This window comes from Paenibacillus sonchi, from assembly GCF_016772475.1.
Classification (GTDB): Bacteria; Bacillota; Bacilli; order Paenibacillales; family Paenibacillaceae; genus Paenibacillus_AQ; species Paenibacillus_AQ sonchi.
This window is the reverse complement of sequence record NZ_CP068595.1, coordinates 2498589-2520709: the sequence shown is the minus strand read 5'-3', so window position 1 is coordinate 2520709 and position 22121 is coordinate 2498589. Positions and strand designations below refer to the sequence as shown.

19 protein-coding genes are annotated in these 22121 nt (G+C 51.6%); 6 read left to right on the top strand and 13 right to left on the bottom strand.

What is annotated here, in order from left to right:
• Positions 1 to 37: 37 nt before the first annotated feature.
• Both JI735_RS11550 and JI735_RS11545 read right to left on the bottom strand, forming a co-directional pair.
• The gene (locus tag JI735_RS11550) at positions 38 to 265 is read right to left on the bottom strand and encodes a hypothetical protein (RefSeq protein WP_157771381.1); all 228 of its coding nucleotides are present in this window, start codon (positions 263 to 265) and stop codon (positions 38 to 40) included.
• 51 nt (positions 266 to 316) lie between these two features.
• Complete coding sequence (locus JI735_RS11545; RefSeq protein WP_020425803.1) at positions 317 to 520, bottom strand: CsbD family protein; 204 nt, start codon at positions 518 to 520, stop codon at positions 317 to 319.
• Between the two features lie 462 nt (positions 521 to 982).
• Here JI735_RS11545 and JI735_RS11540 point away from each other — a divergent pair, with 462 nt between their 5' ends.
• The 5 genes from JI735_RS11540 to JI735_RS11525 all read left to right on the top strand — a co-directional run bounded on the left by JI735_RS11540 (position 983) and on the right by JI735_RS11525 (position 5508).
• Positions 983 to 1897, top strand: coding sequence for a hypothetical protein (locus tag JI735_RS11540; RefSeq protein ID WP_039835603.1), 915 nt, complete (start codon positions 983 to 985; stop codon positions 1895 to 1897).
• A 48-nt stretch (positions 1898 to 1945) separates the two neighbouring features.
• Positions 1946 to 3826: an FAD-dependent oxidoreductase gene (locus tag JI735_RS11535; protein ID WP_020425805.1), complete on the top strand. Its 1881-nt coding sequence runs from the start codon at positions 1946 to 1948 to the stop codon at positions 3824 to 3826.
• Positions 3827 to 4060: 234 nt separating this feature from the next.
• Positions 4061 to 4510, top strand: a complete 450-nt coding sequence (locus JI735_RS11530) for a hypothetical protein (protein WP_020425806.1) — start codon at positions 4061 to 4063, stop codon at positions 4508 to 4510.
• An 18-nt stretch (positions 4511 to 4528) separates the two neighbouring features.
• Positions 4529 to 4684: a hypothetical protein gene (locus tag JI735_RS37295; protein WP_325175602.1), complete on the top strand. Its 156-nt coding sequence runs from the start codon at positions 4529 to 4531 to the stop codon at positions 4682 to 4684.
• The gene (locus JI735_RS11525) at positions 4684 to 5508 is read left to right on the top strand and encodes a polyprenyl synthetase family protein (protein ID WP_325175601.1); all 825 of its coding nucleotides are present in this window, start codon (positions 4684 to 4686) and stop codon (positions 5506 to 5508) included. Before JI735_RS37295 ends, JI735_RS11525 begins: the two co-directional genes overlap by 1 nt.
• Positions 5509 to 6967: 1459 nt before the next feature.
• On the opposite strand, the gene JI735_RS11520 is transcribed toward JI735_RS11525, so the two are convergent.
• The 10 genes from JI735_RS11520 to JI735_RS11480 form a co-directional block, all read right to left on the bottom strand.
• Entirely contained in the window at positions 6968 to 7849 is an 882-nt protein-coding gene (locus JI735_RS11520; RefSeq protein WP_039835601.1) for a UbiA-like polyprenyltransferase, read from the bottom strand.
• Between the two features lies 1 nt (position 7850).
• Positions 7851 to 9152: an aspartate aminotransferase family protein gene (locus JI735_RS11515; protein WP_039835600.1), complete on the bottom strand. Its 1302-nt coding sequence runs from the start codon at positions 9150 to 9152 to the stop codon at positions 7851 to 7853.
• A 106-nt stretch (positions 9153 to 9258) separates the two neighbouring features.
• Positions 9259 to 11184 (bottom strand): peptidase U32 family protein, encoded by a 1926-nt coding sequence (locus JI735_RS11510; RefSeq protein WP_039835599.1) that lies wholly within the window; start codon positions 11182 to 11184, stop codon positions 9259 to 9261.
• Between the two features lie 20 nt (positions 11185 to 11204).
• A complete protein-coding gene (locus JI735_RS37290; protein WP_202677399.1) occupies positions 11205 to 12887 on the bottom strand; it encodes a CbiQ family ECF transporter T component in 1683 nt (560 codons plus the stop codon).
• A complete protein-coding gene (locus tag JI735_RS11500) occupies positions 12863 to 13732 on the bottom strand; it encodes an ATP-binding cassette domain-containing protein (RefSeq protein WP_039835596.1) in 870 nt (289 codons plus the stop codon). Before JI735_RS11500 ends, JI735_RS37290 begins: the two co-directional genes overlap by 25 nt.
• Positions 13733 to 13761: 29 nt before the next feature.
• Positions 13762 to 14313 (bottom strand): Gx transporter family protein, encoded by a 552-nt coding sequence (locus tag JI735_RS11495; RefSeq protein WP_039835595.1) that lies wholly within the window; start codon positions 14311 to 14313, stop codon positions 13762 to 13764.
• On the bottom strand, positions 14297 to 14689 hold the full coding sequence (locus JI735_RS11490; RefSeq protein WP_039835594.1) for a NusG domain II-containing protein: 393 nt from the start codon (positions 14687 to 14689) through the stop codon (positions 14297 to 14299). The genes JI735_RS11495 and JI735_RS11490 overlap by 17 nt, the downstream gene beginning before the upstream one ends.
• A gap of 219 nt (positions 14690 to 14908) precedes the next feature.
• Complete coding sequence (locus tag JI735_RS35585) at positions 14909 to 15640, bottom strand: HD-GYP domain-containing protein (RefSeq protein ID WP_233476352.1); 732 nt, start codon at positions 15638 to 15640, stop codon at positions 14909 to 14911.
• Positions 15641 to 15719: 79 nt separating this feature from the next.
• On the bottom strand, positions 15720 to 16439 hold the full coding sequence (locus tag JI735_RS35580) for a hypothetical protein (RefSeq protein ID WP_233476351.1): 720 nt from the start codon (positions 16437 to 16439) through the stop codon (positions 15720 to 15722).
• Between the two features lie 527 nt (positions 16440 to 16966).
• Positions 16967 to 17911 (bottom strand): alpha/beta hydrolase, encoded by a 945-nt coding sequence (locus JI735_RS11480; protein ID WP_039835591.1) that lies wholly within the window; start codon positions 17909 to 17911, stop codon positions 16967 to 16969.
• Between the two features lie 709 nt (positions 17912 to 18620).
• Here JI735_RS11480 and JI735_RS11475 point away from each other — a divergent pair.
• Positions 18621 to 19895: an IS4 family transposase gene (locus JI735_RS11475; RefSeq protein WP_202676497.1), complete on the top strand. Its 1275-nt coding sequence runs from the start codon at positions 18621 to 18623 to the stop codon at positions 19893 to 19895.
• A gap of 352 nt (positions 19896 to 20247) precedes the next feature.
• Here JI735_RS11475 and JI735_RS11470 read toward each other — a convergent pair whose 3' ends face one another.
• Positions 20248 to 22047, bottom strand: coding sequence for a choice-of-anchor A family protein (locus JI735_RS11470; RefSeq protein WP_202677398.1), 1800 nt, complete (start codon positions 22045 to 22047; stop codon positions 20248 to 20250).
• Positions 22048 to 22121: the final 74 nt, after the last annotated feature.

The following is a 22121-nucleotide window of genomic DNA, read 5'->3' as shown; positions in this document are numbered from 1 at the left end:
CGATTTGCGCTCTTCTTCTGCAGCGGAAACCAGGGCCTTATGGCGCTCCAGCGCCTTTTGCGGCTCCTGACTCCGCTTTGTTCATGCAGTATTGCCAAGGCTCCTCTTTCAAGTCACATTTCTCAGGTGTCCATGTCTCTACATCCGGCAGCATATAGTACCGGGGATGAAAGGTGCATAACATTTCTCCCTGCTGTGTAAGTACCCGGTCAGCATGTATCTCGAGTATTCTGCCGGTTACGACATGGGATTTATACATAGACATCGCCTCTTCCTGCATATGTGACTATCCTGTTCAGAGGTGTATTTTCTTATATTAATGGCGGATGGACTGTTCCCAATTACGGTATTCCGCTTCCGCATCATCTTTGGTATGGCCGTAACGCTCCTGAAGCTTGCCGATCAGTTTATCCTTCTCGCCGTCAATGACATCCAGATCATCATCTGTCAGCTGTCCCCACTGCTTCTTGGCTTCGCCCTTAAGCTGCATCCATTTTCCTTTGATAACATTGCTGTCCATACATGCTCATCTCCTTAGGTGTTTTATGAAGTATGACCAGAGGCTCATGTCCTAAAAAGACATTACCCCGATCCATAAAAATGAATCGATTACCGTCCGGGAAAGGAAATGCTAACTTCGTCGTTTTTTGTCACATAATAATCTTTTTAAATCCGTATCCATATATTTTAAAATTTGATATAATTCAAGTGTAAATAAAATACTTTATTCACAAGTGATTATTTTCACATGACTAATATCTTTCTTGTGCTAAAATGCCATCGAAGATGAAACGAGATGATTAAATTTTTTTCTATTATGTGCCGATATATGTCATATGTCTGCTACAAAAAGGGACTTAAGACCGATTCAAAAGTGACATATGTCATTTATAAAGTGATTTTTATCACTTCCAATGGCTATTAAAATGTTTTACATTTTAATATATATATTTTAAACTATTTCTTTGGAGGTCATACTAAAATGAAAAAAGCTTCTGTAATTTTGTCGAGTGCTCTTGTACTGGGCACTCTGCTCGCTGGCTGCGGCAACAACAACGGCAACAATGCTGCACCAACCAATGCTCCTGCTGAATCCACTGCACCTGCCGCAACTACTGCGCCTGCTGCATCCGATGCCGGCACTGCTGAAACTGGCAAATATCAAGACGGAACATATTATGGAACCATTGAAGCCGATCCGGAAACAGGCTGGCAGACCTATGCCCTGTTGACTGTAGAAGGCGGAAAGATCACCAAGGCCGACTGGAATGCCTTCAATATCAAAACAGCTGGCGACCTGAAGAAAAAAGTATCCGAGGACGGCAAATACGGTCTGGTCGAAAAAGGCGGCGCTCAAGCCGAATGGCATGAACAAGCAGCCAAAGCTGAAGCATACCTGATTGAAAAACAAGATCCGGCAGCGATCGCAGTTAATGCTGAAGGCAAAACTGATGCTATCTCCGGTGTATCTGTACACGTTAGCGACTTTGTTGGTGCCGCTCAAGCTGCTCTGGCTGCAGGCCCTGCACAAGCCGGCCCTTACAAGGATGGCGGATACTTCGCAGAAGGCGAAATGGATAAAGAATCCGGCTGGAAATCCACTGTTGCTCTTACTGTTGCCAATGGCAATATCGTTGCGGTTAACTTCAGCGGCGTGAATGCTGCAGGCGACGACAAGAAGCAATATTCAATAGATGGCAAATACGGCATGAAAGCCGGCGGCGCTGCTGCTGAATGGCACGAAGAAATCGCCCTTGCCGAAAAATATTTCCTTGAAAACAAAGGCGCTGCCCCTAAGCTGGATGCTGAAGGCAAAACCGACGCCATCTCCGGTGTATCTATCCATGTTGGCGAATACTTTACACTTGCAGAAAAAGCACTTGAAGGCGCGAAATAATATTCGCCTGCCTTTTGCAGCTAATCAGATGAATGAGGTGAGTTTCTCGTGAAAAAAATAGTCATTTTGGGCGGCGGCTACGGCGGCGTACTCACGGCTAAGAAACTGGCAAAGAAGTATAAGAACAACAAAGATGTAGAAATCAAGCTGATCGACCGAAATCCTTATCACACTCTCTTGACTGAGCTGCATGAGGTATCTGCGAATCGTGCGCCTGAGGATTCAATCAAAGTTGATTTGAAGAAAATTTTCGCCGGTCTGAAAGTGGATGTTGTTCTAGATGAGATCAGCAATATTGATTTCAAAAACAAGAAGCTGAAATCCGACAAGGCAACCTATGCTTATGATTACCTGGTAATCGGCACAGGAAGCAAACCAACATTCTTCGGAATTCCCGGAGCAGAAGAAAACACCTTCTCGTTCTGGTCCTACGATGACGCGGTTGCGCTCAAACGTCAAATCCGCGATATGTACACCCAAGCCGCCAGAGAAAAGAACCCTGCTGTCCGCCGCGCGATGCTGACCTTCGTCATCATCGGTGCCGGTTTCACAGGTGTCGAGCTGGTTGGGGAAATGGCCGAGCAACGCGATGAGCTGTGCAGAGAATTCTTCATTGATCCATCTGAAGTGCGGCTGATCGTTGCCGATATGGCTCCGAAGATTCTGCCTATTCTGCCGGATAAGCTGATTCAGAAGGCTGAAGCCCGCCTGCGCAAGCTGAAGGTCGAAATCGTGACCGGTGCCAAAATCACCGAAGTAGGCGAAGGCAGTGTCGCACTTGGCGAGAAGAATGTCGTTGACGCCAAAACCATTGTCTGGACTGCCGGTGTGGAAGGCTCCGAAATCGTCGGCGGCCTTGAAGTACAACAGCAGGGACGCAAACGCATCGTTACCAATGAACATCTGGAAAGTGTTGACCATAAGAACGTCTACGTTGTAGGGGACAACATCTTCTTTATTCCTGAAGGCGAAACCCGTCCGGTTCCGCAGATGGTTGAAAATGCGGAACAGGCTGCTCCACTCGTTGCCGGCAACATCGCCGCCGACATCAGCGGTACTGCCAAAAAAGCGTACAAACCAGGATTCCACGGGACCATGGTTTCCATCGGAAGCCGCTATGGTGTGGCTAACGTAGGTCTTCCAGGCAAGCTCTTTATGCTTACCGGCTTCATGGCTATGCTGTCCAAGCATTTTATCAATATGTTCTACCTATCGCAAGTGGTAGGTTTTAACAAAGTATGGACTTATATGATGCACGAGTTCTTCCATGTGGAGAACCGCAAGAGTTTTGTCGGCGGCTACTTCTCCAAGCGTTCGCCGAACTTCTGGCTCGTTCCGCTCCGGATGCTGCTCGGAGGCATGTGGTTATATGAAGGAATCGATAAACTCAGAAAGATCTGGGTTGATCCGGACAAGATCTTCCTGATTCCTGCTGCCCCCTTCGCTACGGATGCCGCTTCATCAGCAAGTGTGGCCGTAGATGCTGTAAAAACAACAGTAGATGCACAGTCCGCGGCTTCCGCAGTTTCCACTGCCAAAGAAGCTGTGTCGGCTCTTCCAGTACCAGGCTTTGTATATGACATTACGAACTGGTTCATGGATCTGATGTTTTACAACAATGACGGAAGTTACACCTTCCTGGCAAAATGGTTCCAAATCGGCATGGTTTGTGCCGAAATCGTCTTTGGGGTTATGCTTATCGTAGGTCTCTTCACTGCCATTTCTTCACTTGCCACGATTGCCATGGCAGTCATGATATGGTCTACCAAGATGGCAGCGACAGAAATGCTCTGGTACGTTGGAGCAGCTATCGCGTGCATCGGCGGATCGGGCAGCGTCTTCGGTCTGGACTACTATGTCCTGCCTTGGCTCAAGAAGCAATGGAAACGGATCCCGCTTGTGCGGCGCTGGTATCTATATACCGACTGATAGTCCCTCCGCTGTTTAGCGTTCCTGACGCCGTTTAATTAAGTATAGCAGCAATTTATGTGTATTTTATGTTGTTGCAGCTGAATATGATGTTCTTAAGAGTAATGTGTCCCTGGACACATTACTCTCCTTATTTATTAAGGTTTCCCGGGTCTGTTTTTTAACAAAGGGTTTTGTAGGGATAATCAAGGCTATGGTTGCTTCCGGCAAAACCGACAAGAAGGAGAGAATCTTGTGAACAGAAAACTTATGGAAGACAGCTTCCGGTTGCTTCAGGCTGAAATGTCACCGATCGCCGGAATTCAGTTGCATCTCTCTCCGGCAGAATGTGAGCAGTTGTTCTCGGTACTGGAACGCCATGATCTGGAATATGACCGCAAAGTCCATTTGCTTGGTATTTATATCATTCTTACTGTGGCGGCTGAGCGCCATATGGAATGTGCCCCACATCATCCTGACCTGACCCGCAACATTTTGGATGGAGATTATTTGTACAGCTTTTATTTGCAATTCGCGGTGAAATGCCGTGAACTGGACCTGGTTGCTTATCTGGCCCCTTCGATTAAAAAAATGCAAATCGCGCGGTCAAATGGAGACTTCGCAGATCAAAATCCGGCCGCAGGCATTGAAGAATTCCTGATTCAGGAGCAAAGGCAGCAAGGCCGCACAAGCAAAGCCATTTGACAGGTGGGAACCCAAACGATGAAGCTGCATGAAGCCTTAAATATAGACCTGGACGAAATTAACCATGAAATTCAGAATATTGTGGCCCGTGATAAAGACGTACCCAAAAAGTCACAGCTCGCGCAGAGCATTCTGGAGCTGACCGGCTCCGGGGAAAACGTCTCCGGCCGCTGATGGTCATCGTCGGCAGCCGTTTTGGACGCAAACCTTCAACCCGGCGAACGATTCAATTATCTGCTGCTGCGGAATTTATTCACGTTGCCTCATTAATTCATGATGATATTATCGATGATGCCGAACTGCGGCGGGGTGTTCCTGCCCTGCATACCAAGACCGGCGTGCTCTCCGCAGTCCATATCGGGAATTATATGTCTGCCAGGGTGATTGAGCTGCTCAGCAAATACACCGGTGACAAAAACCGTTATGTCCATGACCTGTCGTCCGTGGCTACTGCCCAGCTGTGCCTGGGAGAATACCAGCAAATGGAGCATGCCTATGACTACAATCTCACTTTTGACGAGTACCTGGAGAAATCCCGCAACAAAACAGCCATGCTGATGGCCACCTGCTTACGGGTGGGCGCACTTTCTGCGGAGAGCCCGGAAGAAGTCGCGGGCCTGCTCTACAACTTTGGCGAGGCGCTGGGCATGTCCTTCCAGATCCAGGACGACCTGCTCGACTTCACCCAGTCCGCCGCTGTCCTTGGCAAGCCTGCTGGCAGCGACCTCCGCAATGGCCAGGTCACCCTTCCTGTGCTTTTTGCCCTGCAGGACCCCGAACTGGCGCCTGTCATCCGCACCATTGGCCCCGCCTCTTCAGAGGAAGAGGTGGCTCATGTGCTGGCCCTGATTAACCGCAGCGACGCCCTGGCCCGTACCGAAGAGGTCAGCCAGGATTACCTCGGCCAGGCTGCCGCAATTATCCAGCGGCTCTCCAGCTACCCGGCACATGCCGATCTTGAGACATTGCTGCAGTATTTTGCCGGACGCGACCGTTAGAACACTGCTGTGTAATTGCAGCTCTATATTGCCAAACCGGAGACAACCGTTGGCCGGTTGATTGTTAATCAAACGGCAGGCTTGCTTGCCGGTCAACAAACCCGGTTGGCTGATTGGCTGGCAAGCTGTCAGTCTGCTGGTTAGCAGACCCGGTAAGTCCGGTTCGGTTCAGCTGTTCCCGTAGCAGTAGACCTTTAAACCGGTCAATCCGCTAGTCAACCGTCCAACCAGGCATCTATCAGCCGAACGGAGTGGAAAAAGTATAACTAATCGGCGGCTTCTCCCTCCCCTAGCAGCTTTAGTGGGAAAAAGTACATCTAATTGGGCCAGAATGGCTGCCAAACGGGCAACTCTCCGAAATTAAGTGTATAAATTCCCACTAAAGACCGCCGTATCAAGGATTTCGAGAAAATTAGGTGTACAAATTCCACTTAGCACGCTGACTCAATAGAGCCTCCACTTCACGTATGACGGGCCATTCTTCGGCCCAACTTGTATAGTCTACAATCGAATCACATAATGCGAAAAGAAGGCCCCGGTTGGGACCTTCTTTTGCGTTCAGTTAGCATTATTCCTACGGCCTGGTCTTCGAGGGAATGGTTGGGGTGTTAATCTAGATCCCAATGGTGATGCTTCTCTCTTTCAAATTAAGCCGCAACTCGCATTCTATTGCACTTCCTGCAGCAGAAAACCCATAAATCGCTCGAAAATCTCATTCTATTGCACTTTGTACATTAGAATTCCCTGGAGAAGCGGTATTTGGCCTCCATGTCGGGAGATCAGTTGCACGAAATACAGTAGAATGAGATTCGACACACAATAATAAAGCGTTCTATTGCACGAAGTGCAGTCATACCAACAATCAATTGATCCACAATGAAGACTACAGATTGCAAGTTCAATCTGTATAGTAAGTTTTTGGATATATAGATTGAACTTGTAAAATTGAAAGACAGTCATCGTTGTGGAAAAAGCACCACTAATCGAACTCATTCAGCTTATGGAATATCCTATGTTGGAAAAGGTACCACTAATCGGACTCATTTAGCTTGCGTAATATCCTATGTTGGAAAAAGTACCACTATTCGGCTGAAAGCGGCTATATGGGGTGAATATGTCTGAATTAGGTGTACAAAATCCCACTAAACCCTTCTGCAGCCAGGATTTGAGCTAATTAGTTTTACTTTTTCTACTTAGCTTCAGTTCCTGATGAGCTCTATTGTGTTCCTCAAACCCTCCAAGTTCTACAAGCCCAACCCATGGTAGGTTTTTAACTATGTTGTCCCGGGGCCCGCGGGTAAAGCGGCTCCCCTTCAAGTGTTTCTTCTTTGAACGAAGCCCTGCCCGGGCTGAGTTCAAAGAACCGCACTACCCAGCCCGGAAGGCCGCGTAAGCCAGCTTTACGCCCCCCTAAGCTAGGTTAGGACGGAGCGGAGCTCTCCTAACCACCCCTTACACCCTAGCTAACATAAAAATAATCAATCAGCGTACACAGCAATATCACCATACTGATCACCTGATTCAAATTATAGGAAGCCACCTTCATCAGCCGCCGGTTATGCGGCTTAATAATCCGGTGCTCCGTCATCAGCAGCAGCGTGGCGATGCCGATGCCGACCAGATACATCCAGCCCAGATCGCGCCAGAGGTACAGGAACAGCAGGAGCAGGATCATGATGAAGTGCAGCCCTTTGGAAATGCGCAGCGCATTCTCCAGCCCGAAGAAGCTGGGGATGGACCACAGGCCGTTCCGGCGGTCAAAATCAATATCCTGCGTACCATAGATAATATCAAAGCCGGCGATCCAGAGCATAACCACTGTACCGATTACAAACGGTGTGAACGCAATATTCCCCGTTACCGCGAACCAGGCGCCAATAGGCGCCGAAGCAATTACAAAGCCAAGATACAGGTGGCTCAAGAATGTGAAACGTTTGGTATAGGAATAACTGGAGATCAGGACGATGGCCACCGGCGACAGCAGCAGACAGAGCAGATTCAGCATACCGGAGGCTATAATGAACAAGGCATAGTTGATGATGATAAAAAAGATAACTTCCTTCTCCGCCAGCAGGTGCTGCGGCAGATGCCGGTGCGCAGTGCGCGGATTTTTCCCGTCAAAGGTACGGTCGACGAGGCGATTGAAGGCGTTGGCGCCATTCCGCGCCCCGATTAGAGCGATCAGTCCCCACAGCATCATATGGCCGGACGGCCAGCCTCCCGCCGCCCAGACCATCGAGATGACGGCAAAGGGCAGGGAAAACAGCGTGTGGGAAAACATCACCAGCTCGCTGAACATTTTCAGCTTAAGCGCAGAGGTTTTGACAGCGTTTAAGATCATATTATTCTTCCTTTTCTGTGGAAACCTGCAGCAGCACTTCATTCAAAACAGCAAGCATCCCGTCGACATCTTCAGCGGTAATAACCAGCGGCGGCTGGAAGGCCAGGACGTTGCGGCCTACGCCGTTTTTGCCGATCAGATAACCGCGGTCCTTCATCGCTTCGAGCACATTATCGGTCAGTTCAGCTGATCCGGCAGCGTCCGCACCCGCCAGTTCTGCGCCCAGCATCAGGCCGGTTCCGCGCACATCAGTGATCATTCCCGGATAACGTTCCTGAAGCGATTCAAGGCCTTTCTTCAGGCGCGAACCAAGCTCAGCCGCACGCTCCGGCAGATGTTCGTCACGGATATAATCCAGTACCGCAAGTGCTGTAGCCGCCGATACAGGGTTGCCCCCGAACGTCGAAGCCGAAGGCCGGTTCAGCGACGCCGCAATTTCATCCGTTGTTGCAAAAGCAGCTACCGGAACCCCATTGCCCAGCGCTTTGGCCATGCTGATAATATCCGGCACAACGCCAAAATGCTCCATGGCGAACATCGCTCCCGTCCGGCCGTAGCCCGTCTGTATCTCGTCGTCAATCAGCAGCACGCCGTACTGCTCCAGCAGCGTTTTGACTTCGCGGAAATACGCAGGGGCAGGCATAATCATGCCGCCATTTCCTTGAATCGGCTCTACAATCATGGCCGCAATCGTGTCGCCCTTCTCCTTCAGCACCCGTTCCAGGCTCTTTAGAGAAACGGCTGCAGCTTCATCCAGCGTAAGCTTTGGATCATAAGGACGCTCAATAAACGTTACATCTTCATCCAGGTATTGATCCGTTCTCCACATCTGCAGTCCGGTAACACTCATTGTCAGATTGGTGCGTCCGTGCAGCCCGCTCTCCAGGGCAATGAAGCCTTTGCGTCCGGTATGCATTCTGGCCAGCAGCAGCGCCCCTTCATTGGCCTCGGAGCCGCTGTTGACGAAGAAGCTGCGGCGCAGCTTCCCCGGCAGCACCTCCTCCAGCCGCTCGGCCAAGTCCACATTGGGCTGCGTAAGATAGACCGTTGAGGTATGCTGGAGCTGCTGAAGCTGCGCAATTGTACGCGCCGTAATCACCGGGTTGCAATGCCCGCAGGCGACAACCGATACTCCGGCAAAAAAGTCAGTATATTGCTTGCCGTGCTCATCGTACACAAACTGCATGCTTCCGCGCACGAGCTGCGGCGCATCGCGGTAAAAGTGTGCGGTGCAGGGATAGAAATAATCTTTTCTTTTGGCGGCAACCGCTGTTCTCCCGATGACCGTCTCTTCTTGCTTCATGATGGGTTCCCTCTCTTTCAGGCATATCTTGTGAAAAAAATAACTTATTAATCTACCACTTACTGTTATTATACGCTCCAGCTTGATATTTTAAAATTGAAATATATTAATTGAACTGCAAAGAGCCTAGCGTATAACCGGCATAGACAGGCGTAAGCCCGCCGAGTAAATCCTCCTGCGGATTTGTACCGCCCAAGGCAGCCTGATAGGCAGCAATGATTGCCCGCAGCTCTTCCGTGCTGTATGTGGCGCCTTCGATCCGGAAGCTGGCAATGCCCAGTCCGCTCATTTCTTTCAGCATAGGCAAGTAGCAGAGTTCTTTGGAGAAGAGCAGATGGCAGCGGCCGTATTGATCGCGGTAGACCGGGTTTTCGCCTTTGTCGGTTTTGAGCACCAGCACATCGTTGCTGACATAGCGGTTATCCTCTTCGGCGATAGGCTCCATCACCTCGGTATTTTCGTAAAGATCATGCTCCATGTACATCAGCGCCGGTGTCCCGTGGACAACCACCTCCAGCGGCAGATCACAACGCGCAGTAAAGGCGGCAAAATGCTCCATCGTCATCTCCGGCGACACCGTAAGCTTTTCCAGCCCCAATCCGGCATACAGTCCTGCAGACAGGTGATTATAGACATTCAAGTTAACATCGCCAATCATTGGATATCCCGCCGCTCTGTAGCGCCGAATCGCTCCCAGATTAGTAATCATCAGCCCGTCAATGGGCAGCCGCTCTCCGTTCAGCAAATGATCATACTGGTTAAAATGCAGCTCTGTCATCATCCGCGGCAATCCGAGATACAGCTTGGTCTGCCCTTTAATTGCTCCAAGTTCCTTAATATCCTGCTTCGTAAACGGCCGGTCCGGTTCAAATACATCTCCTGGCAGATACAGACTGTCCGCGCCCATTTCGATGACCAGCCGGGCTTGCGCCATGTTGTTTACACGCACAGCCAGTTCCGGTTTTGCTTCCGGTGCTTTCCCTGCCCGGGCCAGACGTTCGCGCAGCTCCAGCACACGTGCCTCAGATAGTTCCCGCTCTGCTGTCGGTGTACTGAATACCTTGCCAGTGCTGTAGAACTTGCCTGTACCTTCGTAACGGCGGTTAATATTCGCCAGACCCGGTTTGCCAAAAGCGTAGGCAGTGGAGAAATCACGTTTGCGGTTTTTGTACAGCTCCTTGGAGTCCACTGTGCGGTCAAAGCCGATAGGATCTTCGATATAACGGTCAATCGCATCACTGTAGCTGTTCACCAGCGAGACCATGAATTCCTTATCGCGCATCCGGCCTTCGATTTTAAACGAGGTAATCCCCGATTCGATCAGCTCCGGAAGATTCTCATACATGAACATATCCTTGACGGCCAGCGGATATTCCGCCGGGAACACATACCCGTCACGTTTAATCCGGTAATCCCACCGGCAAGGCTTCATACATTTGCCCCGGTTGCTGCTCATGCCGAAGACCTGGGAGCTGAAGTAGCAGTTCGCCCCGTGCACAGAGCACATATCGCCATGAACGAAGTATTCCAGCTCCATGCCGCTCTTCTGACCCAGCAGCTTGGCCGTCTGCAGATCCATTTCCCGCGAAGTCACCACCCGGCTTACTCCAAGATCGCGCAGAGCATAAATCATCTCCAGATTGTGCACATTCATCATGACTGAAGCGTGGACAGGAACAGTAAGCCCCATCTCACGGATCAGCTCCAGCACGGCCATATCCTGAACGATCAGTGCATCCGGACGGGCCTCGTCCAGAAACTGCAGGTAAGCTCTGGCTTCCTCCACATCGTCTTCGCTGAAAAGATTGTTTACGGTGACATATACTTTTTTATCCAGTTTATGGGCCATAGCAAGGGCTTCAATAATTTCTTCATGCGATAGATTATAGCCTTTGCGCATCATTCTCATATTAAGTACAGGACCGCCAAAATACACTGCATCACAGCCCGACTCCACGACTGCCTGGAAAATATCGAACGTTCCCGCAGGCGCGAGCAGTTCAATTTCTTTACCGTTAAAAAATCTTGCCATTGCCTATTCCCCCTAAAATATTACAATAATGCAACTGCAACTCCCATGATGACGAACATAGCGACAAAAACAGTATCGGCAGCGCCCCACCTCAGGCGGTGATACCGGCTGCGCGGGGCATCCATGCGGAAGCCTCTGGCTTCCATGGAATAGACCAGGTCCTGAGCCCGCCGGAAGGCGCTGGAGATCACCGGCACAAGCAGGGACACCAGCATCCGCGCTTTCTCTTTGAGAGGCAGCTCCTGCAGATCGGCCCCGCGGGAGGCCTGGGCTTTCATAATAATCTGCGATTCATCCAGAATCGTAGGAATGAACCGCAGGGCGATGCTGATCATCAGCGTAATCCGGTCCGGCGACAGTCCGAATTTCTTGAATGGCGACAGGATTCCCTCCAGTCCCTGGTTCAGCTTCCCCGGCGTTGTGGTAAAGGTTAGCAGCGCTGTGAACGTGATCAGAAACAGCATGCGGATCACAGAAAAGGATGCCAGGCGCAAACCGCCCTCATGCAGCGAGAAGGAGCCGGCGGACCACAGCACATTCCCCGCTTTGACCGACAGAAGCTGCACGATGAAGATGAACAGCATCAGATAGCGCAAAGGCTTGGCCGCTTTGATGAAATACTTTAGCGGAATACGCGTTGAAGCCATGACCGCAATCGAAAATACAGCCAGCAGCGCCATGGAGGGCCATGAATCCGACAGCAGAATTACAGCTACATACAGCAGCATCCCCGTAAGCTTGGAACGTGCATCCAGCTTATGCACCCATGAGCCGGTCTCAATACTGCGTCCCAGCAGCAGCCGCTCATTCATGGGCATCCCCCCTTCTTCCGGTCTGCCCGCAGCGCCTGCCCCCGGCAGGGAAGCGATCAGCTCGGCAAGGCTCTCAGGCGTAAGCCGCGGCTTCTCTCCTGCAAGCCCGAAACGGTCGGCAATGCCGCGCCAGTACCGGAGGGAATGCGGAACGCCGAGGCCGCAGCGTGCAAGAATGTCCGGCTCTTCCGCCAGCTCCCCGCCGCTGCCCTGAAAAGCAATCTTCCCGTCCTTCAGCAGAACCCAGCGGTCGGCATAAGGCAGCAGTTCGTCCATCCGGTGGGTTACGATAATAATCGTCCGCCCCTGTTCACGGCAGAGACGCTCCAGTTGTGAGATCAGCTCAGCCCGGCTGACCGGGTCCAGTGTGGCGGTCGGCTCATCCAGCACAACGATCTCCGGGTCCATAGCAAGCACCGAGGCGATGGCCGCCTTGCGCATCTGCCCTCCGCTTAACCGGAATGGATTGCGCGTGAGCAGGCCGAGGTCCAGGCCCATTTCGAGCATGGCCTGGCGCGCCCGCTCCTTGGCTTCCTCCGGGCTCATGCCGAAATTGAGCGGTCCGAAGCACAGATCCTTTTCTACCGTATCCTCGAACATCTGCTGCTCCGGAAATTGAAAGACCAGTCCGACCCGGCGGCGCAGCGGGAGCAGCTTCGGCGACTTTTCACCAGCGCGGATAGTTACATCCAGCACCTGCACCGTGCCCTGTGTAGGCTTCAGAATGCCATTGAACAGCTGCAGCAGCGTAGACTTGCCGGAGCCTGTCGCACCCGCGATCCCGGTCAGCGAGCCTTTGGGAATGCCGAGGGTGATCTCATGCAGCGCCGTCTGCTTCCACAGGCTGTTTTCGGCGTAGGTATAGCTTACTTGCTGTAGTTGTATGGCCATAATGTATCGATAAGCTCCTTTTCACTGGCGGGAACATCCACCCTGATTCCCCGGGTTTGCAATTCACGGGCAAGGCGCCAAGGATACGGCTCCAGCAGATGGCATTTTTCCAGAAGCCCTCTATCCCGGAACAGCACCTGGGGGGTCGTATCAGCGGCAAGACCGCCGCCATGCAGGGCGAGCACCCGGTCTGAAGCCAGAATCTCGTCAGCATCATGCGTAATCATCAGGATGGTATACTGCCCTTCCGCCCGCATCCCCTGCAAAATGCGCAGCAGCTCATCGCGGCTCGCCTCATCCAACATGGAAGAGGCCTCGTCAAAGATGACGATGCCTGGCTTCATGGCTAGAATGGATGCAATAGCTACGCGCTGCTTCTGTCCGCCTGACAGCTCGCCCGGATGCTTGGACAGCAGCGCCTCAATCCCCAGCTTCACGGTATAGGCACGCAGGCGTTCCTCCATCTCGGCATAAGGCAAACACAGCCCTTCCAGGCCAAACAATATATCTTCTTCAACCGTTGCCCCGATAAATTGATTATCGGGATTCTGAAATACCATGCCAATGCACTGCCGGATGGCTCCGATCGTTTCCTCTCCCAGCTGATGGCCGCAAACAGTGATTTCGCCGCCGCTTTTCGGCAGCAGGGCATTCATCAGCTTGACCAGTGTGGACTTGCCGCAGCCGTTGGGCCCAACTATGCTAACCCACTCTCCCTGGGGAATGGATAAAGAGATATTATGAAGAATGGGATGCTCCGGATCGTAGCCGAAGGATACACCGTCCAGCTTAATCACAGCCGGCACCTCTTCTGCGGCCCCCGCCTCTTGATATGCTTCACTCATGTTAGTCATCCTTCCGCTGATGATTCGGCTCAGCCCAAAAACTCTTCAAACAGCGATATTTTGGACAGCGACGCTACCAGATAGCGGACCGCATAGCCGACGGCAATCCCCGTCACGATTCCGGTAATAAGCAGCACCGGCAGGTAGTAGAAAATACTCGTGGATTCAAAGACTATGGCTGCCGCGAACAATTGCCCGGTGTTATGGGCCAATCCGCCGGCGATACTGATTCCGATCACACTGAATTTCTTGCCCCCCCATTTCACCAGCAGGAACATCACTACAAAGCTGAGAAGGGAGCCGAACAGGCTGAAGAGCAGACTGGAAAAGGTGCCGAGCAGGAATGCGGTAAGCAATGTCTTCAGAATAACAAGGACAAAGGCGTCCCGGCCCCGTAAAAAGAAAATACAAGTCAAAATCATAATGTTGGCAAAGCCAAGCTTAGCCCCAGGCATCAGCCCGACCCCGACCAGCGGGATCTGAGCTTCCACCAGACTGAGCACTACAGCCACTGCGGCAAAAATCGCCACAATCACCGTCCGTTTCAGAGCTGTTGCCGATTCACTACTGGACATAGGCATCTATATCATCCTCCCCCGGCACCGCGCCTGCTATTTCTACTAACACCCGGTGCGGCAGGCACACAATGGTCTGCTTGGGACGGGTAATATGGCCAAAGCCCAGGCATACCTTGTCAGGGCAGTCTGCATCGTACATTTCAATCCCGTAATCATGCACCTTCAAAATGTTATAACCGCGCTCCGTGCGGACATCAATGGTTTGTTCCTCTTTTGTAAGCTTCACTGTCTTATACAGCTTGCCATCCACCGTTATATTGGCTACAAGATTATTGTCCGGTCCCGCCTTGTCGTTATCGTTCGAGAGCCATCTCGGTACGATAAAAGCGAGCGCGGCAATGAGCACGATGGAAATCAGCAGCACATCTGCGCGTTTCATAATGATCTCCTTATTTTTTAATTAAAATCCAGACTTATTAATTATAACGGTCCGCCTGCAATCCTTCAATGAATGTGCTCGGGATTTGTCGGTTTTAGGCGGCAGTTCACAAAATAGGCACGCAAGCAGAAGCGGATACCGAATATTAACTGGATGGCATCCGCTTTAATAAGAAATATAAGGATAAAGCCGCTGTACATCCCCGCATTCATTGCCCTGCTATCCTGCCCGGCCCGGATAATCCGTTTTATCGGATTTACCCGTTTTTCCGAAGTAGGCCAGGAACAATCCGGCAAATTCAGGGTCCCACTGAGTGCCTCTTCCCTGCTCCAGAATAGCGAGCGCCCGGTCATGGTCCATTCCTTTGCGGTAAGGCCGGTCCGAGGTCATGGCATCATAGGCGTCGGCCACGGCGATAATCCGGCCATGCAGGGGAATGGCCGTTCCGGCCAAGCCGTCGGGATATCCCTTGCCGTCATAACGTTCGTGATGGGAACGGACTCCGCCCAGGTAAGGCGCCATTTTCTCTTCAGGCTCAATCTGCCGCAGAATATTTTCTCCTAGGACGGGATGACTTTTGATCTGGTCGAACTCCTCCTCCGTAAGCTCCTCCTCCTTAAAAAGCACGCTGTCCCGCACACCGATTTTGCCGATATCATGCAGCAGGGCCGATTTGCGCAGATTATCGAGCTGCTGTCCTGTAAGCCCGGCGAGCTGGCCAATAATGACCGAATATTCCGCTACCCGCAGCGAGTGCCCGGCTGTATACGGATCACGGGCGTCCAGCGCTACGGCCAGGGTGGTGAAATAGCTGTCGAGCAGCTGCCTGCTCTGCTGTTCCCGGGCCTGCAGCCCGCGGACCATCATATTAAACCCGGCCACAAGCTTCGAGAATTCATCCGAGTATTCATCCTGCACCTGCAGCAGCCGTCCGTCCTTGATATTGTTCATCGCCCGGTATAATTCGTTGATTGGATGCTGCACGCTCCGGGTCAGCAGCCAGGCTGCTATGGAAGAAAAAGAGTGCCGATCAGCAGCACAAGCCCGGCCCACTCCCAGTAGCTCCGCATACTCTCAGCCGCTCTTCCCCCAGTGTTTCCAGCCGGATCTGGGTCGCCATAATGAAAAGCACAAGCGGGAAGGTGCCAATCAGCATACAAGTAATGAGGAATTTGGGACGGATTGGCACAAACACATGCCCCTCCAGAGAAAAATCAACCATGTGCAATTCCAAGGCCCGGTTTCTGAAGTTCTTAATTAGTGGAATAATTGCCGAGGAGGTCAGAAAAAACTCTATCAACGCATGCATACACGCTACCAGGATGGCCCCGGCCACCGCAAGCACAAGGTAGAAGTAGGGGAGATTGATTAATCCCGTACGAATCATCCAATAGGTCATGACCGACGCAGGCAGGGACAGCCCCAGAAAATGCGGGCCCAATATCCGCTGCACCGCAAGCTTCGGCAGCCGGTGAGTATGCAAGTAGGCTTCTTCCAGCTTAGCAAGTGTGGGTCTATGCTCCGTAAGTGCGGCCCGGATCGGCCGGATTTGCCGGATGAAGACACTGATTTCCACGACAGCCATAATGGCGAACGAAATTAGCAGTATGATCAGCAGCCGAAAATACTCTATGGTGCTTATTTCAAGTGAAGAGAGCAGGATCAGGCTCCCCACCGCAAGCACGGCAACTACGGAGCCGAATATGTAGTTACGAATTTGCTTTTTTAAAAAACCTCCGTATAAATTCATCAGATCCCCCGCTTCCAGCCTGCCCATACAGCTTAACTGTTTGCAATTCTTTACATCCCGTGCTATAATTAAAGAACATTTGTTTACTGTATATATTATCCCCATCAAGAAGATGTCAAGCCGATTCGTTGCCCGTTTATCTATTATCGGCATTTTGGACACAAAATCTTACGTTTTCTTGCAGTACTCTTCCTTTTTATGAGATTAAATTCGAACATAGTTTTCCGATTCACACTGGCGCGGCCACGGAGCCGTAAGGACAAAAGAGAGGTAGGGCTTTTGTCGTTTTGGAAGGATTATTCTCGCCACACGGCTGCTGGAAATAACAAGGAATTAAGACACCCGTTTGCTCACGGACGGCGGGGGATTAAATATACGGAGAAGACATGGAACTGCATTTGGTAGATAGTAATGCAGACCATGTGTGGAACATATTAGCGCCCGGTAACCGCAGTTTGCGGATACCGGGCGCGTCTACGTTTCAGGGGACTTTTGTCAGGATCAATCAAGTAGAAACGGCTACTTTCTTATATTTGAAAGTACCGGGTCACAAAATCAGTTACCTTCCCTACATACGCTGCCTTATCCGTATCATAAGCCACGCCGTGACCGGCACCGTGGATCACAAGCTGGTCCTTGGGACTCCTGCACGCTTGATACAGCTCATCCATCATATAGAACGGTACGAACTTGTCGGCATCGCCATGTATGAACAGTATGGGCACGCGGGCTTTACGGACCTGCTTCAGCGCCGAGGCCTCTCCGAAGAAATACCCTGCCTTGATCCGGGTGATAAAGCTTGCCATATGGACAAAAGGAAAACTCGGCAGATGGTACATCCGCCACAGCTGGTAAGACAGCTGCGCTTTGACAGAGGTATAACCGCAGTCGGCTACAATGGCTTTGACCTGTGGGGGAAGCTCTTCTCCGGAAGTCATCATCACAGTGGCTCCTCCCATGGATACCCCATGCAGCACAATCCGGGCCTCCGGCCCGCTCTCTGCAAGGATATACTCAATCCATCTCAGGTAATCCCGGCGTTCCGGCCAGCCAAACCCGATGTACTCCCCTGTGCTGTCGCCATGTCCGCGGGCATCGGGAAGCAGCACATGATACCCCAAGGTCTCGTAGTAGATTTTGGCGTATGCCCCCATATCCTTGCCTTTCCCGGAATAGCCGTGGGCTATGATAGCAGTCCGCCCTGCGGCACGCTCTGACGGCAGATAATAACCGCGCAGGGTAAGCCCATCGTCAGAAGTAATCTCAATCTTCCTGAAGCTGTGGCGGGATACCCAGTCCGCACCTTCTCCCCAGGAAGGCCCGGCAACGGGCGGGTCCACCTTGAGATCAGGGGTTTTGGCCAGGAACTCCTTGGGTGCCCGCCTGATTGCGATTCCGTAAAAAAAGAACCCTGCATAAGTCAAGCCGCCGGCCACAATAATCACAACGGCAAGTATAATAACACTCCACATGAACAATATCACCTTTCTTTCGGCATAATGAAATCCACTCCAGGGCAAGCCCTGCACGCCGCCCGATTTTCAGCATAGTATAACATGGCCGGGGGAACGGTTGGAAATGCCGGGAAAGTCCGGGCAGCATTCTGCGGCGGCGAAAACAAAGGCAGAAACAAAGGCAGAAGTGCCTTTGTTTGGGCTCGCCAGCCCGGGAAGGCAGAAACAACGGCAGAAGTGCCTTTGTTTTAGCTCATCAGTCCTGGAAGACGAGAACAAGGGCAGAACCCTTGCCCAGAAGCTAAGGTTAGGACATGCATTGTTGACCTTACGGTTTGTGATTGGATCCCTCCGAGGACACGATGAGCTTCCTTCACGAGCTGTCCGCAGACGTTGCGGACAGGAAAGCCGCTATTGAAGGAAAATTCGTCTCTTCCGCAGGACAACGGACTGAGATGACTCTATTTGTCCTTTTCCCCCTCATTTTGGGATCCATCGAACGATATAACGGCTCCTGAGTCCGTATCCGCTGAAAAAACAAGATTTTCGGCAAAATAAGGGCTCCTCTGTCACTAGCGTTGCATAAAAGCTCCCACAACATTTGATTTAGATAAATTAACTATATATGTGAAATTTTATTTTATTTTCATGGGCATAAACTGAAAAATCCCCTATTGTAAAGATGTAGGTCGTTATCCAACCCCAACTTTACAAAAGGAGACTCACCATGGATAACATACCTAAAATGACCGTCATTCGTCAATGCCTTTCTTTATTGCCTACCTTGTCCCCCACTTGCGTCCCTTTGGACTATGGGGTAAAAAAGCTGCGTACCCTCGCACTATTGCAGCTTTCGGTAACCGCTCATCTTTTGCGCTGGGAATCCTACCGCGAGTATGCGTGGCAGCTCGACGCTTCCCCTGATCTGCAGGAACTCCTAGGGCTTCCAAGCATTAGTGCTTCACAGGTCAGCCGGCGGATGAATCAGTTGCCTACGGCCTTGCTGGAACATCTGTTTTATGCCCTAACCCATCTTATCAAAAACCTGTCCCGTCCTGCCTCGAGCGGGCTGCTTCAGCGAGTCGGGCGGTTACTTCTTGTGGATGCCAGTTGCTTGAAACTTCCTGCCTTTTTGTCTGACTGGGCCCGGGTGACGCGGGACCGCTGCGGCGTTAAAATTCATGTCTCGTACGCGGTGACTTCCCCGGAACATACCTTCGTTCAGCACATGGTGCCTTCCACGGGGAATGTGAGTGACTACGAAGGATCGGATCTGTTGCTGCACGAGGAAGAGGTCACCTATGTCCTGGATCGCGGGTACGTATGCTACGAGCGGATGGACCGCTGGATTGAAGGTGGGCTGAATTTTGTGATGCGCATCGCCGACCACCATCAAGCCAATGTGCTCCACGAGCACCCCGTTCCGGAAGGAAGCCGCATCCTGCGGGACGCCACCGTCCAAATGGGGAGCGGATATACGGCGATGGAGCAACGCGTTCGTCTCGTCGAATTTACGGATGAAAAGGGACGATTGTACCGAATTGTGACCACGCAATGGGAGGCCTCCGCCGAAGATATCGCAGAGATATACAAGCACCGGTGGCTGATCGAACTCTTTTTTAAGTGGCTGAAGCAGCATCTGCGGTTGGTTCGCTTGCAAAGTACCCAGCCGCAGGGAATCTGGAATCATTTGTACCTCTCTCTGATTGCCCATGCGCTGACACTGTACATTCGTTACACGCAAGCGCCGGAGAAAACAGAATGGGAAGTCCTCAAACGATTGCGAATTCATGCGGCCAAAGAGCACACGTGGGAAGAATTCATCCAGGAGCTCAATCGAAGGCCGACCCGAACGTCCAAAGGACGAAGAAAGACCGGGGCGAAGCGCAGAACACCGACACTCGACCATCCAGTAGCCTACACCAAAGCAGTCAACGAAAAACGGATCGTGGATCGGAAGCAGAAAAAAGCGGGTATCGAGCAGAACAAGAACAACAAATAAAGAGTGTTATGGAATAATATGGATGACAATGACCTACGCTTAAGAAAGGTCGTTCATTTTCTTCTTGACTGAATATATTGTGAAAATAATCACTAAATTCAATTGTCATTGCGGTTAATGTCAGTGTTTATGCAACGCTAGTGCTCCTCTGTCCGCTTCAGTCCGCGGATGGAGCCCATTCCTCCTGCACCGCCTATATCCTCTGAAGCTTCCAAGATATCCAGACCAAAAAGTAAAAAGCAGGGCTTCTCCATTGCTGAAGAAGTCCTGCTTTTTGCTAGTTATGCTGCTGAAGGGCAGAGTCGCTCTCTTCGGTTAATCCGCTATAATCCCTTCATTATAAATACTTCTTTTACCGTTTGCGTTTACCGCTGTTTCTTGCAGTTCTGCTAAGCAGCAGTCCCAAGCCAGCGATTCCCAGACCTGCGATATAATAAGGCGATGGACTTGCTTCCCCGGTCTGCGGCAGTTTATCGGGGGTATCCACGCTGCCAGCAGGAATTTCGTCATCTGTTATAACTATTTCCTCCGGCTCCGGTGTTACCGTTGGGGCCGGTGCAGGGGCTGGCGTTGGCTCTATTGAGGCTGTTGGTTGTATTGACGCTGTTGGCTGCACTGGAGCGACCGTTGCCACTGGCCCCAAAGGTAATGGGTCATCATCGATCAAGGTATCATCCACAATCGTGCCGATTACCAATGATGGTGTTGGCGTCGGGAACGTTACCGGAACATAGATTACTGTAGTGTCTGGCGTCGGCGTTGCTGTTGATGGCGCCGGTGTTACTTCGCTTGTAGGTGTTGGTGCTGTACTCGGCGTCGGCGTCGCTGATGCAGTGGCGCTCGGTAACGCGCTAGACGTCGGTGTCCGTGTTACGACTGCTGTCGGCGTCGGCGTTACGACTGCTGTTGGCGTTGGTGTTACGACTGCTGTCGGCGTCGGTGTTACGACTGCTGTCGGCGTCGGTGTTACGACTGCTGTCGGCGTTGGTGTTACGACTGCTGTCGGCGTTGGTGTTACGACTGCTGTCGGCGTCGGCGTTACGACTGCTGTTGGCGTTGGTGTTACGACTGCTGTCGGCGTCGGCGTTACGACTGCTGTTGGCGTTGGCGTTACGACTGCTGTTGGCGTCGGCGTTACGACTGCTGTCGGTGTCGCCGTTGCGCTCGGCGTTGGTGTCGCCGTCGCACTCGGCGTTGGCGTCACCGTTGCACTCGGCGTCAGTGTCGCCGTTGCGCTCGGCGTTGGCACCGCCGTTGCGCTCGGCGTCGGTGTCGCCGTTGCGCTCGGCGTCGGCGTCGGCGTTGCAGGCGGTTCGGAGCCTTCATACGGATAGTGGTGCATCTGCACATAACCGCTGAACGCTTTTGCGATCAGTGTGCCATGAAGCTCTGCATGATCATAAAAGACACTGGCATGAGGAGCCAATATCGTGCCCTCGATTGTCGTGTTCCCGATATTCACAGAAGCAGCCTCATAGAAATTGAACAGGACCTTGCGGGGTTTGCCTCCCCAGAATTGAAAATTGGGAATCTTCACAGCGCTTCCGCCCACATTAATAATGACGGTGGCATCACCTGCTATGTTGAACTGCAGCCCGTTGGCGTCAGCCAAATCAGCAGCGGCCAGATGAATGACATTATAGGCATCCGGAGCGTTAATAGTGATTTTTCCATATTCTTTTACAAAAGGCTGTGTCTGCGTCAATGCGGCCAATTCATCCGAACGCCGGGCCAAAAACTGTTCCTCGGCCGCAAAATCAATCGGCGTCCCTTGGCGGGGAGTCTCCTTGAGATCCGCCCGTATGCTGGTTATAGTGCCTCCGTATACAGCTGCTCCGTATATAGTTCCGTCTGTTAGAGTGAGATTTTTGCCGGCAACCAGCACATCCCCGCCGGGCGCATCCTTGGAAACACCGTACCCCTGCAACGTAATATTTCCTTCAGCCGCGAGCCTTCCATGAATCTGATCGTAAGATTGCGTGAAATCTCCAAAAATAAATGCGTTAAAATTGCCGGCAACACCCAGGACAGGGGTAGGGATATACGGCATATTTCCCGCAGCTTTAACATTCCATCCCCAGGTAACCGTGCTGCTCAATGCCAGTACCCCTGTCAGAATCAGAGCTGCTGCTTTCTGTGATCTTTTTTTCAATCGCCTTGCACCTCCTAGTAACTTATTCTATGATTTTGCGGAAAAACTATAACAACAAAAAGACCGCCACGAAG